12 protein-coding genes and 1 pseudogene are annotated in these 15,099 nt (G+C 75.6%); 5 read left to right on the top strand and 8 right to left on the bottom strand.

Going from position 1 to position 15,099, the window contains the following annotated elements:
- Nucleotides 1-23: 23 nt before the first annotated feature.
- Nucleotides 24-338 (bottom strand): MGMT family protein, encoded by a 315-nt coding sequence (locus O7598_RS02635; protein ID WP_091065638.1) that lies wholly within the window; start codon nt 336-338, stop codon nt 24-26.
- 13 nt (nt 339-351) lie between these two features.
- Here O7598_RS02635 and proB point away from each other — a divergent pair, with 13 nt between their 5' ends.
- The gene (proB, locus tag O7598_RS02630) at nt 352-1,509 is read left to right on the top strand and encodes a glutamate 5-kinase (protein WP_442929787.1); all 1,158 of its coding nucleotides are present in this window, start codon (nt 352-354) and stop codon (nt 1,507-1,509) included.
- Nucleotides 1,510-1,524: 15 nt separating this feature from the next.
- Nucleotides 1,525-2,766, top strand: a complete 1,242-nt coding sequence (locus O7598_RS02625) for a glutamate-5-semialdehyde dehydrogenase (RefSeq protein ID WP_269689863.1) — start codon at nt 1,525-1,527, stop codon at nt 2,764-2,766.
- Between the two features lie 432 nt (nt 2,767-3,198).
- Here the strand turns inward: O7598_RS02625 and O7598_RS02620 are convergent.
- The 6 genes and pseudogenes from O7598_RS02620 to O7598_RS02595 form a co-directional block, all read right to left on the bottom strand.
- Nucleotides 3,199-4,071 (bottom strand): annotated as a pseudogene (locus tag O7598_RS02620) (hypothetical protein); the annotation flags it as partial.
- Nucleotides 4,072-4,173: 102 nt separating this feature from the next.
- The gene (gene moeZ, locus O7598_RS02615; protein ID WP_269689861.1) at nt 4,174-5,421 is read right to left on the bottom strand and encodes an adenylyltransferase/sulfurtransferase MoeZ; all 1,248 of its coding nucleotides are present in this window, start codon (nt 5,419-5,421) and stop codon (nt 4,174-4,176) included.
- A 41-nt stretch (nt 5,422-5,462) separates the two neighbouring features.
- A complete protein-coding gene (locus tag O7598_RS02610; RefSeq protein ID WP_269689860.1) occupies nt 5,463-6,266 on the bottom strand; it encodes a DUF3152 domain-containing protein in 804 nt (267 codons plus the stop codon).
- A gap of 74 nt (nt 6,267-6,340) precedes the next feature.
- Nucleotides 6,341-7,195 (bottom strand): DUF3152 domain-containing protein, encoded by an 855-nt coding sequence (locus O7598_RS02605; RefSeq protein ID WP_269689859.1) that lies wholly within the window; start codon nt 7,193-7,195, stop codon nt 6,341-6,343.
- A 5-nt stretch (nt 7,196-7,200) separates the two neighbouring features.
- Nucleotides 7,201-8,277: an alpha/beta fold hydrolase gene (locus tag O7598_RS02600; protein WP_269689858.1), complete on the bottom strand. Its 1,077-nt coding sequence runs from the start codon at nt 8,275-8,277 to the stop codon at nt 7,201-7,203.
- 40 nt (nt 8,278-8,317) lie between these two features.
- On the bottom strand, nt 8,318-11,218 hold the full coding sequence (locus O7598_RS02595) for a hypothetical protein (protein WP_269689857.1): 2,901 nt from the start codon (nt 11,216-11,218) through the stop codon (nt 8,318-8,320).
- Nucleotides 11,219-11,366: 148 nt separating this feature from the next.
- On the opposite strand from O7598_RS02595, the gene O7598_RS02590 reads away from it, so the two are divergent.
- The gene (locus O7598_RS02590; protein WP_269689856.1) at nt 11,367-12,005 is read left to right on the top strand and encodes a TetR/AcrR family transcriptional regulator; all 639 of its coding nucleotides are present in this window, start codon (nt 11,367-11,369) and stop codon (nt 12,003-12,005) included.
- Nucleotides 12,006-12,070: 65 nt separating this feature from the next.
- Nucleotides 12,071-12,298: a DUF3107 domain-containing protein gene (locus O7598_RS02585; RefSeq protein WP_030502928.1), complete on the top strand. Its 228-nt coding sequence runs from the start codon at nt 12,071-12,073 to the stop codon at nt 12,296-12,298.
- Nucleotides 12,299-12,403: 105 nt separating this feature from the next.
- Here O7598_RS02585 and O7598_RS02580 read toward each other — a convergent pair whose 3' ends face one another.
- Complete coding sequence (locus tag O7598_RS02580; protein WP_269689855.1) at nt 12,404-13,045, bottom strand: ferritin-like fold-containing protein; 642 nt, start codon at nt 13,043-13,045, stop codon at nt 12,404-12,406.
- Between the two features lie 284 nt (nt 13,046-13,329).
- Here O7598_RS02580 and O7598_RS02575 point away from each other — a divergent pair, with 284 nt between their 5' ends.
- On the top strand, nt 13,330-15,003 hold the full coding sequence (locus O7598_RS02575) for a DEAD/DEAH box helicase (protein WP_269689854.1): 1,674 nt from the start codon (nt 13,330-13,332) through the stop codon (nt 15,001-15,003).
- The last annotated feature ends 96 nt before the right edge of the window (nt 15,004-15,099 follow it).

Genomic DNA, 15,099 nt, shown 5'->3' with positions numbered 1-15,099 from the left:
TGCTACTCACGTTATGGTCGCGGTCACATCCCCTGCTCCGGCGACCACGCGGCCGCCGCCAGGTCCACCCGGTCCCCCCGTAACGGGCACCCCTCGGCGCGCAACCGGGCCCGGGCCTCCCGCTCGTGCCCCGGCGGCAGCCGGCCGGCCGCGTTCACCACCCGGTGCCACGGCACCCCGCCGCCGTGCCGCGCCATGATCGAGCCGACCAGCCGGGCCGACGCCCGCCCCGACCGTTCGGCCAGCGCGTCGGCCACCGCCCCGTAGGACATCGCCCGGCCCGGCGGGATCCGCTCGACCAGCGCCAGCACCGCCTCGACGTACTCGTCAGGTGTCACGAGCTGCCACGATATGGGAACGCGCCACGGCCGCGCGGACCGCAACCCGCAGAATGGGCGGGTGCGCGAAGCAGTCACCTCGGCCCGCCGGATCGTGGTCAAGATCGGTTCGTCCTCGCTGACCACCGCGACGGGCGGCCTGGACGACGCCCGGGTCGACGCGCTCGTCGACACGCTCGGCGCGCTGACCGCGCAGGGCCGCGAGGTGGTGCTGGTCTCCTCCGGCGCTATCGCCGCCGGCCTCGCCCCGCTCCGGCTGACCCGACGCCCGCGTGACCTGGCCACCCAGCAGGCCGCCGCCAGCGTCGGCCAGGGGCTGCTCATCGGGCGGTACGCGACCGCGTTCGCCCGGCACGGGCGCACCGTCGGGCAGGTGCTGCTCACCGTCGACGACGTGACCCGGCGGGCGCACTACCGCAACGCGTACCGGACCCTGCGCAAGCTGCTCGACCTGCGGGCCTTGCCGATCGTCAACGAGAACGACACGGTGGCCACCGAGGAGATCCGGTTCGGCGACAACGACCGGCTCGCCGCGCTGGTGGCCGCGCTGGTCGACGCCGACCTGCTGGTGCTGCTCTCCGACGTGGACGCGCTCTGGACCGGCGACCCGGCCCGCCCCGGCAGCACCCGGATCACCGAGGTGCACGGCGAGGGCGACCTGGCCGGCGTGGACGTCGGCGGGGCCGGCCGGGCCGGGGTGGGCACCGGCGGCATGGTGACGAAGGTCGAGGCGGCGCGGATCGCCACCGGCTTCGGCATCCCGGTCGTGCTCACCGCCGCGCCGCTGGCCGGCCCGGCGCTGGCCGGCGACCCGGTCGGCACGTTCTTCCACGCCAGCGCCCGCCGCCCGGCCGCCCGGCTGTTCTGGCTGGCGCACGCCACCGCGCCGCGCGGCCGACTGCACCTCGACCCGGGTGCGGTGCAGGCGGTGGTGGGCCGGCGCAAGTCGCTGCTGCCGGCCGGCATCACCGCGGTGGACGGCGCGTTCACCGCCGGGGACCCGGTGGACCTGGTCGACACCGCCGGCGCGCCGGTGGCCCGGGGCCTGGTCAACTACGACGCGGTGGAGCTGCCCGGCCTGCTCGGCCGTTCCACCTCGGAACTCGCCGCGGCGCTCGGCCCGGCCTACGAACGTGAGGTCGTCCACCGAGACGACCTCGTCCTGCTGTAAGGAGGGAAGCGCACGATGAGTGTCGTCGAGCAGGCCCGCCGGGCCCGGGACGCGGCGGAGGATCTCGCCACGACCACCCGTACCGCCAAGGACGCCGCGCTGCACGCGATGGCCGACGCGCTGGTGGCGCGTACCCAGGAGATCCTGGCCGGCAACGCGACGGACCTGGCGGCCGGGCGCGACGCCGGGCTGAGCGCGGCCGTGCTGGACCGGCTCGCCCTCGACGAGGGGCGGGTCGCCGCCATCGCCGACGCGTTGCGCGAGATGGCCGCGCTGCCCGACCCGGTCGGCGAGGTGGTACGCGGCTCCACCCTGCCGAACGGGCTGGAGCTGCGCCAGGTGCGGGTGCCGTTCGGGGTGGTCGGCATCGTCTACGAGGGCCGGCCGAACGTGACCGTCGACGCGGCGGGGATCTGCCTGAAGTCCGGCAACGCGGCGCTGCTGCGCGGCTCGTCGTCGGCGGCGCACTCCAACGCGGCCCTGGTCGCGGTGCTCCGCGACGCGGTCGCCGCGACCGGGCTGCCGGCCGACGCGGTGCAACTGCTCGACTCCTCCTCGCGTGACTCGGTCAAGGAGCTGATGCGGGCGCGAGGCCTGGTCGACGTGCTGATCCCACGCGGCGGCGCGTCGCTGATCCGCACCGTCGTCGAGGAGTCGACCGTGCCGGTGATCGAGACCGGGGTGGGCAACTGCCACGTGTACGTGGACGCCGCCGCCGACCTCGACAAGGCGGTGGCGATCACGCTGAACGCCAAGACGCAGCGCCTGTCCACCTGCAACACCGCCGAGTCGCTGCTGGTGCACCGCGACGTGGCGGACGCCTTCCTGCCGGCCGTGCTGGCCGCGTTCGCCGAGGCCGGGGTGACCGTGCACGGCGGTCCCGAGGTGGCCGCGCACTCCCCCGCCGTGGTGCCGGCGACCGAGGAGGACTTCGCCACCGAATACCTCTCCGCCGACATCTCGGTCGCCGTGGTCGACTCGCTGGACGCGGCGGTCGCGCACATCCGGCGGTACGGCACCGGTCACACCGAGGCGATCGTCACCGACTCGCAGCGGGCGGCCCGGGAGTTCGTGGCCCGGGTGGACGCCGCGGCGGTCATGGTCAACGCGTCGACCCGGTTCACCGACGGCGGCGAGTTCGGGTTCGGCGCCGAGATCGGCATCTCCACCCAGAAGCTGCACGCCCGTGGCCCGATGGGCCTGCCGGAGCTGACCAGCACGAAGTACGTGGTCACCGGCGACGGCCACCTCCGCTGACCCACCACCACCGGCCCGGGCCGGCTGGCAGTCACACGAGCCGAAACTCGCTACTCACCCCGCCTCGTCCAAGACCTTGGTAGCAAATGGCCCCTGGAAGGGCCGGATTCTTCCAAGATCTCCACGAACGGGGATGCTGCCGGGAGGGGGGTCGAGGGTCGACACAGCAGAGGCTGCCGGGTCGGGGACGGGGCGGGCTGCCGGGTCAGGGCCCAGGCCTGAGGACGGGTCGGGGGCGGCACCCGAGGACCCCTCGGGCGTGGGGGGCGCGGGTCGGGTGGACGGCCGGTCGGGGACGGAGCGCGGGGACGGCGGCGCGGGTCGGGGTGACGGCCGGTCGGAGGCGGAGCGCGGAGACGGCGGAGCGGGCAGCGCGACGGTGCGCGGCACCACGAACTGCGCGCCGGTGCGCAAGGCCTCCGGGGCGTTCGGGCGGCAGGCCCGGATCGCGCGCAGCGTGGTGTGCACGTCGAACTGGTGGCCGTCGTCGCTGTCCCAGCCGCCGTCGCTGCGCTGCGTCTCGGCGAGCCGCCGCCGCGCCGAGACCAGCAGCCACTGCTCCTCGCCCACCTCCACCCGCCGCAGTGTGGCGGCGAGCCAGGCCACGTCCGCCGGGGACATCTCCGGCAGCCGGTCGGCGAGCACCGCCTGGATGCGGGCCGACTCGTAGAACATCTGCTGCCGGTGCAGCACGGCCGCGGCCAGCCACCCGGCCGGCAGGAACGACGGCCAGGTGCCGTCCGGCGCGAGCTGCGCGGCGAGCGTGTGCGCCGCCGCCTGCACCACCCCGGCGTACGCCCCGCCGACGCGGTGGTCGAGCGGGCCGGCGGCGCGGGCGTCCAGCCCGGCCACGGTGAGCCAGAACCCGGCGTCGGCGGTCAGGTAGAACCGGGCCTCCGGATCGCCGGGGGTGGCCCACTCCGGGGCGAACCCGGCCAGCGACCGGTGCTCGTCCCAGCCGCCGTCGGCGAGCTGACCGCTGGCCAGCCAGTCCAGTGCGTGCCGGGCGGCGGGGCGGCCCAGCGCTCCGAGGTCGTCCAGCTCGGACAGGCGGAAGCAGGTCGCGTCGACCGAGGCGACCTCGCCGCCGAGCACGGCGGGCCAGCCGCCGCCCGGGGTCTGGCCGGACTCCGCCGCGTCGAGCAGCTCCGGCGACACCGGGGCGCCGGAGCGCAGCCGGGACATGCGGGCGCGGTCCACCGCGTCCCCGTGTGCCACGACGAACCCGATCGCCGCTTCCAGATCGACCACGGCGGTGACGCTACCTGCGCCGACGTGGTTACGCCTCGGTAGCTCGGCCAGCATTTGGCCCGGACCGCCGGACCGGCGGGGACACATGACGCGAAAGCCCCATCACTCACGGGTATGAATGTCCCGGAGTGATGGGGCCGCGGAGCGACAGGCGACTCAGTACGCGGGCAGTGACGGGTCGACCTGCTTGACCCAGGAGAGCACCCCGCCCTGCACGTGCACCGAGTCCTTGAAGCCGGCCGCCTTCAGCGCGGCGAGCGCCTCGGCGGACCGGACACCGGACTTGCAGTGCAGCACGATCTGCCGGTCCTGCGGGAACTTCGCCAGCGCCTCGCCGGAGAGGATCTCGCCCTTGGGGATGAGAGTCGAACCGGGGATCCGGACGATCTCGTACTCGGCGGGCTCGCGGACGTCGACCAGGAAGATGTCCTTGCCGGCGTCCTGCCACTCCTTGAGCTCCAGCGCGGTGATGGTGGAGTCGACCACCGCCTCCTGCGCCTCCTCGGAAACCGCGCCGCAGAAGTCCTCGTAGTCCTCCAGCAGGTCGGTCACCGTGGGGTTCTCGCCGCACAGCGCGCAGTTCGGGTCCTTGCGCACCTTGATCTTGCGGTAGCTCATCTCCAGGGCGTCGTAGACCATCAGCCGGCCGACCAGCGGCTCACCGATGCCGGCGAGCAGCTTGATCGCCTCGTTGACCTGGATCGACCCGATGGACGCGCAGAGCACGCCGAGTACGCCGCCCTCGGCGCAGGACGGCACCATGCCGGGCGGCGGCGGCTCCGGGTAGAGGCAGCGGTAGCAGGGGCCGTGCTCGGCCCAGAAGACCGAGGCCTGGCCGTCGAAGCGGTAGATCGAACCCCAGACGTACGGCTTGCCGAGCAGCACGGCCGCGTCGTTGACCATGTAGCGGGTGGCGAAGTTGTCGGTGCCGTCGACGATCAGGTCGTAGCGGGAGAAGATGTCCTTGACGTTCTCCCGGTCCAGCGCGGTGTTGTGGATCTCCACGTGCACGAGCGGGTTGATCTCGCGGATCGTGGCGGCGGCGGACTCGGCCTTGGAGCGGCCGACGTCGGAGACGCCGTGGATGATCTGGCGCTGAAGGTTGGACTCGTCGACGGTGTCGAAGTCGATGATGCCGAGCGTGCCGACACCGGCGGCGGCGAGGTACATCAGGGCGGGCGAGCCGAGACCGCCGGCGCCGACGCAGAGCACCCGGGCGTTCTTCAGCCGCTTCTGCCCCTCGACCCCGACGTCCGGGATGATCAGGTGGCGCGAGTAGCGGCGGATCTCGTCAACGGTCAGCTCGGCGGCGGGTTCGACGAGCGGGGGCAACGACACGGTGGACTCCCCGGGATCGGCGGTGGGACCGCGCCATTGTCGCTCGCCGCACCGACGATCGGCCATGACGAGGGACACCCGGCCCGAACTGCGGGACCGGGAATAACTCAGACGCCGTCGGTCGGCTCGCCCTCGTACCGCACCCCGTCGACGTACGGCCAGGCGTTCGGCACGCAGCCTTCCAGCCCGTACGTCTGCTGCTGCATCACCGGGGCGGGCGCGCCGGGGCGGGGGCAGGACTGGTGCAGCTCGCCGAACTCGTGCCCGACCTCGTGGTTGATCACATAGGTCCGGTAGACGTCCAGCGGGGCGCCGTAGTCGGGTACCGCCGTCATCCAGCGCGCCAGGTTGAGCACGACCCGGCCGGGCAGCCGGCAGGACGTGTACCGCTCGGTGTGCAGGCCTCCCTCGGCGCACATCCGTTCCGAGGTCACCGGCGTGGCCAGGTAGACGGTGAAGTCGGCGGCGGCCGCCTCCGGCACCCGCTGCACCCGCAGCCGGCCGGAGGCGATCCAGCTGCGTGGGTCCCCGAGCACCGTGTCGACGGTGGCGGCGAACGCGTCGACGTCCGGCCCGGCGCCCTGCTCGACCTCGACCCGGTAGCGGCGCAGCGGGCCGGCGTCGCCGCGTACCGGTGATCGGCCCTCGGCCACCGCGAAGGTGCCGGGGCCGGCGGTGGGATAGCCGGTCGGCGACGCCGCCGGTCCGGTGTCGGCGTCCGGCATCAGCGTCGGCTCGGCGGCGAGCGGCAGCCGCTCGGGTCGCGGCGGCTCGCTCAGCCGGGTGATCCCCACCGCGCCGCCGACGGCCGCGACCAGCATGGCCAGCAGCAGCGCCGAGCGCCGGCGGCGGCGCCGCATCCGGCGCAGCCCGGGACGTTCGGGCGGGTCGTACGGGGACGACGACGTCATGACACCAGCGTGACACGCAATTCGGGCATTTAGCTGCTTTACCGCTTATGCCGCGAATATCTTTCGCGATCGACTCACAGCGACGGCCCGGTGTACCGCTTCCCGCCCAGGTACGGCCACGGGTTCGGCCGGCAACCGTCGAGGAACAGCGTCTGCTGCTGCATCACCGGCGCGGGCCGGCCCGCACCCGGGCACGCCTCGTGGTGGTGCCCGAGCTGGTGCCCGACCTCGTGGTTGACCACGTAGAGCCGGTAGGTGTCCAGCGGCATCCGCGCGGCCACCAGGTGCGGCGCCGAGGTGCGCCACCGATCCAGGTTGATCACGACCTTGCCGGGCACCCGGCAGGACGTGTACGGCACGCCGCCCTTGCGGATGTCGATCCCGCCCGCCCCGCACAGCCGGCCCGCGGTGTCCCGGGAGGCCAGGTAGATCGTGAAGTCGTACCGGGTGCCCGGCGCGACCCGCTGCAACCGCAGCCGACCGCCGTCCACCCAACTCCCCGGCCCGGCCAGGGCCCGCTGCACCGCGTCGCCGAAGGCACGTGCCTGCTCACCGGAGCCGATCTCCACCGCCACCCGGAACCGGCGCAGCACCCCGGCCCGACCCAGCACGCCGCCGGACCGGTCGTCGTAGGAGAAACCGCCGCTGCCGTGCGCGGGCACCGGACCGGGCAGCGCCAGCACCGGCGCCGCCGGCGAGCTGGGCGCGACGGGCGGCGGCGCGGCGGACGACGGCGCGGCCGTCGGCGCCGGCGGCTGCGCGGCGAACCCGTCGGCAACCAGCTCCTTCGCGCCGGCCGGCGGCAGCCGCAACGCGACCCCGACGCCCACCCCGGCGGCGGCGAGGAACGCGCAGACCACCACGGCGGTACGCCACCGGCGGGCCAGAGACGTGGACCGCGCGGCACGCGGACGGCGGGAGCTGGGCATCCGGCTCAGCCTGCCACGTCACGCCCGCTTTCGCTCTCCCCCGTTCCGGTGACCAGGGCCGTGGCCTGCGCTTTCCGCTCCGCCGGGCCCGGCGTGGCGGCGACGTCCGGCGACCCGGCCGCCACCGGGACCGGGGCCGATGCCGCCTCGTCGAGCAACCCCAGCACCGCCCGGGCCACGACCCGGGGCACCTCGAGCTGGGCCACGTGCCCGACACCGTCGAGCATCAGCAGCCGGCTGTCCGGGATCACCCGGGCGGTCTGCGGGGCGACCCGCACGTCGACCAGTCGGTCCTGCCGCCCGCCCACCACCAGCGTGGGCACCCGCACCGAGGCGGCCTGCCGCCAGAGCGCGCCCTCCCCCGGCAGGTACGACCGCAGGAAGCTGCCCACCAGGCCCCGGAACGTGCGCACGTAGGCGGCGGCGTAGTGGGCCGCCTCGTACCGGATCCGGATCTCGTCGATCGCCTCCTGCCGGCGTTGCTCGCTGATCCGGGTCAGGTCCGCCACGCACGACTCCATCACCTGCTGCGCCATCACCTCCGGTGCGAGCTGCGCCAGCCGCCAGGCGGCCAGCCGCTCGCCCCGGGGGATCACCAGCACCGGCAGCATCCGCCCCTGCAACGAACGCCGGAAGTCCAGGAACGGCAGGGCCGGCGAGATCAGCGTAAGCGTGCGGACCAGCTCCGGCCGCAACGCCGCCACACGGACCGCGACCGCGCCGCCCAGCGAGTTGCCGAACAGGTGCACCGGCCCCCGGTCGCTGTGCTCGATCCAGCGGACCACCCGGTCGGCGAAGGCCGGGATCGTGTAGCGCCGCCCCGGCTCGCTGCGCCCGAAACCGGGCAGGTCGATCGCCTGGCCGTCGAGCCGGCCCGCGAGCAGGCCGGCCAGGTCGGTCCAGTTCTGCGCGGAGCCGCCGAGGCCGTGCACGTACAGCGCCGGCTCCGCGTCGGGTGTGGTGGCCGGGGTGTCCCGGACGTGCACGAGTGTGCCGTCGAGCGGCACGTGCCGGCCGGGCCAGGGCGGCGGGACGTGGTGCGCGGGGAGGAGATGATCCGGCCAGAGTGCGGCACGCTTCATGTCTCCAGTCTTCCCCGGGCGGCCCCGACCGCACCACTCCTCAGGCGAGCAGCGCCTCCAGGCGGCGGTTCACCGCCGCCAGGGTGGCCCGGACCACGGCCTGCCGCGGATCGCCGGCCACCAGCGCCGAGCCGGCCAACTGCTCCACCCACCCCTCGCAGACCAGCAGCACCACCACGGTCGCCACCTCGCAGTTGCCGAACGGCACCACCGCGGCGTGCTCGACGAAGCAGCGGCCCCGCTCACCGGCCGGGACGTCCCCGCCGCCGAGCAGCTCGTCCACCGCGGCGGCCGCGGCCACCGCGCAGAGCCGCAGCACGTACCCGTCGACCGCCGGCCCGGTCGCGTGCCCGTCGGCCGCCCGGTCCCCGGCGAGCAGGCGGACCTCGGTGGTGGCGTCCAGCCCGAACGTGCTCACCAGGACGTGGTCGATCACCACCCGGGGCCCCGGCGCGCCGCCCGGGTCCAGCGGTCGCGACGGCGCGGTCTCCGTCGTGGTCATCTGCCCACCGGAGTACGAGGTGCCGAGCGTGACCGGGCTGCCGGTGGACATGCCGGTCGGCGCGGCGGCCAACGACGTCTCGTCCACGGTGGCCCGGCCCCGGTGGGTGGACTGGCGACGTCGGCGCGGCGGCTCGCCGCCCGGCTCGACGCCCTCGGCGGGCGCCTCGGTGGATCGGCCGGTGCGCGACTCCACCCCGCCGAACCGGCCCTCACCGGAGCGGTTCTCGGCCGGCCGGTTCGCCGTCCGCACCAGACCGGGCCGGGCGGGCGTGTCGTCACCGGCCGGGCCGGGCGGCACCGCGGCACGCGCCGGGGCGTCCGGCTCGTCGTCGGCGCGCGACCGGGGCGTACCCGATCGGGGTTCGGTCGGAAGCTCGCCGATGCGGTCGCCGCGCGCGGCGGCGGACCGGCGGCGGACCGGTGGCGGCGGCACGGCCGGCGCGCCGGGCAGGTTCTGCGGCGCGGCGGCCAGGCCCATCCGCTCCTGGAGCAGGCGGGCCACCAGGCGGCTCACGTCGGCCGGATCGGCGCCGTCGGCCAGGTCCAGCCGGAGGCTGTGCGCCCCGGCCGGGGTGCGGCGGAGCGCGGCGTCACGGACGCCGGCCACCTCCCGGACCGCGTCCAGGATGGCGTTCACGTCGAAGCCCTCCGGCCGTTCCCGCAGCGGCGCGGGTTCGTCGTCCCGGCGCAGGTCGGTGGCGATGCGGGCCAGCTCGGGAGTCTCGGCGGACGGTTCCACCGCCGGTGGCTCCGGCACGACCGGCACGTCCGGCTCGGCGGGAACGCGCTGCGGCAGCACCGGCGGGGCCGGCTCCGCGGCCGGGGACTCGGCGACCGGCGCGGCGGCGGCCGGCGGCGGCTCGGGGGCGGACCGGCGGGCCGCGTAGGGCGGGGCGCTCGTCGGCCGGGGCGCCCGGAAGCTGTCGAACGGCGCCGGGGCGGCGGAGACCGGCGGGACGCCGGCCGGCTCGGCGGACGGCTGGTCCGGCGCGCGCGCGGGCTCGTCGGCCGGCTCACCGGCGGCCCGGGCGGCCGGCGCGGGAGCGTACGCCGCCGGCGGCGGACCGGCCGGCGCCTCGCGCGGCGTCGGCGGGACGGCGGTCGGCTCGGGACGCGCGCCGAACGGGGTCACCGGCACCGGCGGGCCGGCCCAGGAGGGCCGCTGGGCGGCCGGCTCGTGCCCCGGACGCGGCTCGGGGTCCTCGCGGGGCAGCCGGAACGGTCGGGTCGGTTCCGGGTGCGGCGGCTCGTGCCCGGCACCCGACTCCGCCCGCACCGGCTCGTACGGTCGGACCGGCTCGGGCCGGGGTGGCTCGTACCCGGTGGGCGGATCGACGCGGGCCGGCTCGTACGGCCGCACCGGCTCGGGCGCCCACTCGGCGGCGCGGTCCTCCCGGGCGGCACGGCGACCGCTCGGCTCGTCGTCGCGGGGCGCCCGGTCGACGGGCTCGTCGTCGGGAACCGCCCGACGGAGGCCGGGCCCATCGTCGGGAACCGCCCGGCGGAGGCCGGGCCCGTCGTCGGGAACCGCCCGGCGCCCGGCCGGCTCGTCGTCGCGACCGGCCCGGCGCCCGGCCGGCTCGTCCGTGCGGGCCCACGGCGGGGCCCAGCCGTCGCCCCAGCTCGGACGGTTCCAGGACGGGCCGGACCAGTCCGGCCCGCCCGGGCCCGCGCCCGGGTCGTCCGCCCCGGCGCCTCGTGGGTCGGCGGCGGCGCGGGCCCCGTCGGACGCGCGAGGGTCGACCGGGTGCTGCGCCGGCGGCTCGGTCAAGGGCTGCTCGGCGCGGGCGGCCGCGGCCGGCTCGACCGGGCCCCGGTCGGCCCAGCCACGCGAGAGCGACGGGGCGGTGGGGTCGACGGTCGGCGCGTGGAAACCCGGCGGCACCTCGAAGCCGGAGGCGGCGGCGCCGACCGGCGGCACCTGGAGTGCCGGGGGCGCGGAGGTCGGACCGGTCTCGGCCCAGCGGGGGAGCCGCCCGGCGGCGGTGTCGTCCGAGGCGTGGCGGGAGCCGGTCGCATCGGGCTGCTGCTCGACCGCGGGCGCGGGTCGCGGGGCCGGCACGGCCAACCGGTCGCCGTCGGTCTCCCGCGGCGGCTCGCCCACGGGCGGGGCACTCACCGGCGCCTGGCGGGTCACGGGCGACTCCTCCCCGGCGTGACGCACGCCGTTGACGTGGCGGCCGTTGGCGCGGGCCGGCGGCTCCTCGGCCGCGTGACCGGGCAGCGGGGCCGGCAGGTCGCCGTGCCGGGGCGAGGAGGCGGCCCAGCCACCGCCCAGGTCGCCGTAGGGCCAGCCACCGGGCGCCGGGGCGCCTCGGGACCAGCCGTTCGCCGGGGGCGCCCAACCGCCGCCGGTGCGGGCCGGGTCGTCCTGCTGACCCGTCCCGTCGCCGTGCTCTCCCGGGGTGGCGGCTCCGGGTTGCCCTGTTTCACTCACCGCGCGCTCCTTGGTCGCCCCCGCTGAGGCTACCGTGTGGTGACAGTGGCGATAAGTTACAGCGGCGGGCCAATTCCGCGACGGGTTCACGAACCCGGCCCGGTTCGGGCGATACGTGCCGGCTCGACGCAGATACTCGGAGGTTCCCATGACCGCAGTGGGGAACGGTTCTCAGACCGCCGGCCGGCCCACCCGCCTGCCCCGCTCGGCGCGCCGTAAGCAGCTGCTCGCCGCTGCCCAGGAGGTGTTCGTGGCGCACGGCTACCACGCCGCGGCGATGGACGACATCGCCGAGCGGGCCGGCGTCTCCAAGCCGGTTCTCTATCAGCACTTCCCCGGAAAGATGGAGCTCTACCTCGCGCTGCTCGACACGCACTGTGACGCCATCGTCGCGAAGGTGCACGACGCGATGCGCGGCACGCAGGACAACAAGGAGCGGGTCGGCGCGGCGGTGCGGGCCTACTTCGACTTCGTCGACCACGAGAGCGAGGCGTTCCGGCTGGTCTTCGAATCCGACCTGCGCAACGACCCGGCCGTACGGCAGCGGGTGGAGCGGGTCGAGCAGGGCTGCATCGCGGCGATCACCGACACCATCATCTCGGACACCGGGTCCAGCCGGGCGCACGCCGAGCTGCTCGCGTCCGGGCTGGTCGGCGCCGCCGAGACGGCCGCCCAGTTCTGGCTGGCCGGCGGTCGGCAGGTGGCCAAGCCGGAGGCGGAGGCGCTGGTGGCGGCGCTGTCCTGGCGGGGCATCGCGAGCTTCCCGCTGCAAGGTGAGTCAGCCTGAACATCGCGCCGTCCGATCGGATAGCCTTCCCACGGTGGCTTTTTCGCCCCAGTTGAGGAGGCACAGTGGAGGTCAAGATCGGCGTGCAGTACGCGCCGCGGGAGCTGGTCCTGGAGAGCGCGCAGTCGCCGGCCGAGATCGAGCAGATCGTGACCGACGCCTTCGCCAGGAGCGAGGGCACGCTCTCCCTGACCGACGAGAAGGGCCGGCGGGTCATCGTGCCGGTCGGCAAGGTCGCCTACGTCGAGATCGCGGAGGCCTCGCCCCGCGCCGTCGGGTTCACCGTCCGCTGATCCGCGTCGCGCCGGTCGCCGTGGCGGGGTCACCCGCCGCGGCGACTCAGTCGCTCCGGCCGGCCCGGTCCTCCGGGCCGGCTCAGTTGTTCCGGCCGACCCAGCTCAGTTGTTGAGGCCGGCGGCCGACATCCGCGCGGCGTGCGCCTCGGTCAGTTCGCGCAGCAGCGTCGGCACGTCCACGCCGGCCCGGCCGATCAACGCGACGAGCGCGCCCCGGTCGGCGGCGGCGACCCGGCCCGCCTGCGAGAGCGCCTCGCCGAGCAGCCGCCGCGCCCACATCGAGAGCCGGCCGGCCGCACTCGGGTCGACCGCCAGCGCGGCCCGGATCTCGGCCGCGGCGAACTCGGCGTACCGGGAGTCGTGCAGGACGTCGAGCAGCAGCGCGCGATCCGGCCCGGTCAGGCCGCCGGCGAGCCGGCGCAGGAAGTCGTCGGTGATCGCGTCGCCCACGTACGCCTTGGTCACCGCCTCCGCCCAGTCCCGCGGCTCGGTCGAGGCGTGGTACGCCCGCAATGCGTCGACATAGGGGGTCATCGCCTCCTCGGGGGCCACGCCCAGCGCGCCGAGGCGGTCGGCGAGCCACCGGTAGTGCGCGATCTCGGCCGCGGCCATCTCGCTGAGCGCGGCCCGTCGGCGCAGGTCGGGAGCGAGTCGGGCGTCGGCGGCCAGCCGGTCGAAGGCGAGCAACTCGCCGTACGCGACGAGGCCGAACAGGTCGACGGCGGCAGGGTCGGGGGCGGACACGAGCGCAGGCTACCGCCCCGTTGCCATGTGGCGCAGGTCACACGAGGCACCCCTGGATACGCGGTCGGCACCCGGAATCGGGACGACTGAGAGGCTGTTCAGGTAGGATGAGACAGTTGCCGTGGGCACCGACCAGGTCAGCTTTGCTGATCAGCACCGGTCCCCGGAGCGCGTGCGGCCCGGTCCGGCTCGGCGAAACCGCCGCCGACCGCGTGGCCCGCGCCAAACCGTTCGCGCCCTGAGGACATGAGGGGCGCACCACGAGAGGGCACCCCCACATCCACATGAGTGAGCAGACTATCGGCCAGCCACTGGCCCCCACAGCTCCGGTCCCGCCGGAGGCACCCACGTTCGCCGCGCTCGGCGCCCGTCAGGAGACCGTCGAGGCGCTCGCCGCCGCGGGCATCACCCGCGCCTTCGCCATCCAGGAATACGCGCTGCCGATCGGCCTGCGCGGCGTCGACCTGATCGGCCAGGCCCCGACCGGCACCGGCAAGACGCTCGGCTTCGGCATCCCCCTGCTCGAGCGCGTCTTCGCCCCGTCCGAGGGGAGCGACGGCGTGCCCCAGGCGCTGGTCGTCGTCCCCACCCGTGAGCTGGGCATCCAGGTCGCCAAGGACCTCGACGCCGCGGGCCGCACCCGGGGCGTCCGGGTGCTGCCGATCTACGGCGGCGTGGCGTACGAGCCGCAGATCGAGGCGCTGCGCAAGGGCGTCGAGATCCTGGTCGGCACGCCCGGCCGCCTGCTCGACCTGCAGAAGCAGAAGCACCTGCGGCTCGACCGGGTGCGCGCGCTCGTGCTCGACGAGGCCGACCGGATGCTCGACCTGGGCTTCCTGGACGACGTCGAGAAGATCCTCGCGATGCTGCCGGAGGACCGGCAGACCATGCTCTTCTCGGCCACCATGCCGGACCCGATCGTCGCGCTGTCCCGGCGCTTCCTGCGCCGGCCGGTGACGATCCACGCCGGGCACACGGCCGAGACGGGCCCGTCGCCGCAGACCCAGCAGCTCGCCTACCGCACCCACTCGATGAACAAGATCGAGATCGTGGCGCGGATCCTGCAGGCCGAGGGTCGCGGGCTGACGATGATCTTCACCCGCACCAAGCGGGCCGCCGACCGGGTCGCCGAGGACCTCGACTTCCGCGGCTTCGCCGTGGCGGCGGTGCACGGCGACCTGGGTCAGGGCGCCCGCGAGCGGGCCCTTCGGGCGTTCCGCGCCGGCAAGATCGACACCCTCGTGGCCACCGACGTGGCGGCCCGGGGCATCGACGTCACCGGCGTGACCCACGTGATCAACTACGACTGCCCCGAGGACCAGGACACCTACACCCACCGGATCGGCCGCACCGGCCGGGCCGGGGCGACCGGTGTCGCGGTGACGTTCGTCGACTGGGACGACGTGCCCCGCTGGCGGATCATCGACAAGACCCTCGGGCTGGACATGCCCGAGCCGCCGGAGACCTACCACACCTCCGCGCACCTCTACACCGACCTGGACATCTCCCAGGACGTCAGCGGCACCCTGCCGACCGCCGAGCGCACCCGCGCCGGCCTGTCGGCCGAGGTCGAGGAGGACCTGGGCGGCGGCCGTGCGCGTCGCGGCGACAGCCGGGGCCGGGGCGGCGACAGCCGTGGTCGGGGCGGCGACAGCCGGGGCCGCGGTGGGGACCGCGGGCGCGGTCGCGGGGGCGAGACCGGCGGCGCACCCGCCGTCGGGAGCGAGCCGACCGAGGCCGGGGCCGACGAGGGCACCCGTACCCCGCGTCGCCGGCGCCGCCGCCGGGCGGGCGAGACGTTGGCCGGCGAGCAGCCGACCAACGTGATCACCGCCGAGGGCGGCGCGGAGCCGACCGTCGCGGCCGCCGGCGAGGGCGAGACCGCCGCCAAGCCGCGCCGTCGCCGGCGCCGTCGTGGCGGCAGCTCCGGCGCGCCGGCCGAGGCCACCACCGACTGACCAGGACCAGACACACCACGGCCCCCGGACCCACCAGTTCCGGGGGCCGCTCCCTGCCCCCACCCCGGGCACCGGCGACGATCATGAAGTTGGCCG

The organism is Micromonospora sp. WMMC241 (genome assembly GCF_027460165.1).
In the GTDB taxonomy this organism is placed as follows: Bacteria; Actinomycetota; Actinomycetes; order Mycobacteriales; family Micromonosporaceae; genus Micromonospora; species Micromonospora humi.
This window is presented reverse-complemented; position numbering and strand designations above follow the sequence as displayed.